Source organism: Bradyrhizobium sp. 139 (genome assembly GCF_023074175.1).
In the GTDB taxonomy this organism is placed as follows: domain Bacteria; phylum Pseudomonadota; class Alphaproteobacteria; order Rhizobiales; family Xanthobacteraceae; genus Bradyrhizobium.
This window is the reverse complement of record NZ_JADPKS010000171.1, coordinates 1-1279: the sequence shown is the minus strand read 5'-3', so window position 1 is coordinate 1279 and position 1279 is coordinate 1. Positions and strand designations below refer to the sequence as shown.

1 protein-coding gene is annotated in these 1279 nt (G+C 61.2%); it reads right to left on the bottom strand.

The features are described from left to right. Positions 1-62: 62 nt before the first annotated feature. A protein-coding gene (locus IVA80_RS36125) for an IS3 family transposase (protein ID WP_247439881.1) occupies positions 63-1195 on the bottom strand; the annotation gives its coding sequence in 2 pieces (ribosomal slippage) (positions 63-940 and positions 940-1195; 1134 coding nt in all). Positions 1196-1279 lie beyond the last annotated feature (84 nt).

Here is a 1279-nt window from a genome sequence, read left to right as displayed (position 1 = left end):
GTGAGCTGGTCCCGGTTGTCTGAACAGATTTTCCGCGTTGATAAGTGGAGCCTCTGCCGGGGTTAGGCTGCCAAGCGGATTGGCAGCGGGGTGAAGTAGGCTTGATCCGGTGTGCTGCCGTCAAGGCTCGAATGGGGACGGCGGCGATTGTAGAAGTCGAGATATCGGCCGATTGAGTCGCGCGCCTCGCTGACGGTCTCGTAGGCCCGCAGATACACCTCCTCATACTTGACGCTGCGCCACAACCGCTCGACGAACACGTTGTCCCGCCAAGCCCCCTTGCCGTCCATGCTGATGGCGATGCCGTTGCTGGCGAGCACGGCGATGAAGGTCGCACCGGTGAACTGCGAACCCTGGTCGGTATTGAAGACGTCAGGCCGGCCGTGCCGCGCCAGGGCATCCTCCAGGGTCTCGACGCAGAAGGCCGCTTCCATCGTGATCGACAACCGCCACGACAAGACACGTCGGGTAGCCCAATCGAGCACGACAGCGAGATACACGAAGCCGCGCGCCATCGGGATGTAAGTGATGTCCATCGCCCAGACCTGGTTCGGACGCGTGATCTCCATGCCGCGCAGTAGGTAAGGATAGATCTTGTGGCCGGGCTCCGGCTTCGTGGTCCGAGGACGGCGATAGAGCGCGTCTATCCCCATCCGCCGCATCAGCGTTTTGACATGCCGGCGGCCGATCTTGCACCCCTCGGCAGCCAGCAGGCCTCTCAACATCCGCGAACCGGCGAAAGGAAACTCCAGATGCAGCCGATCAAGATGCCGCATGACCGTGAGATCGGCGTCCGACACCGGGCGCGGCAGGTAATAGACGCTGCCACGGCTGATCTGCAACACTTCCGCTTGTTTCGTGATCGACAAATCGTGCTCGCGGTCGATCATCGTTTTGCGCTCAGCAATCCCGCCTTGGTGAGCGCGCTTTCTAAAAAATCGTTCTCCAGCGTCAACTCGCCGATCTTTGCGTGCAGCGACTTTACGTCCACGGCCGGCGCGGCGGGCGTCACACTTCCAGATCCGAAAACCTCCGAAGCTCCGCCCTCGAGCTGGGTCTTCCACGCCGTAATCTGATTGGGATGGACGTCAAACTGCTCGGCCAGTTGAGCTATCGTTCGGTCGCCCTTCACGGCGGCGAGTGCCACCTTGGCCTTGAAAGCCGGCGTGTGGTTCCGGCGCGGTCGTCTGCTCATGGTCTCTCCTGTTCGCGGCGATTATCGCCGCCGTCAGGCAGAAATTCCACTTATCCTCCTGTTCAAATTTGCGGAGCCAGCTCA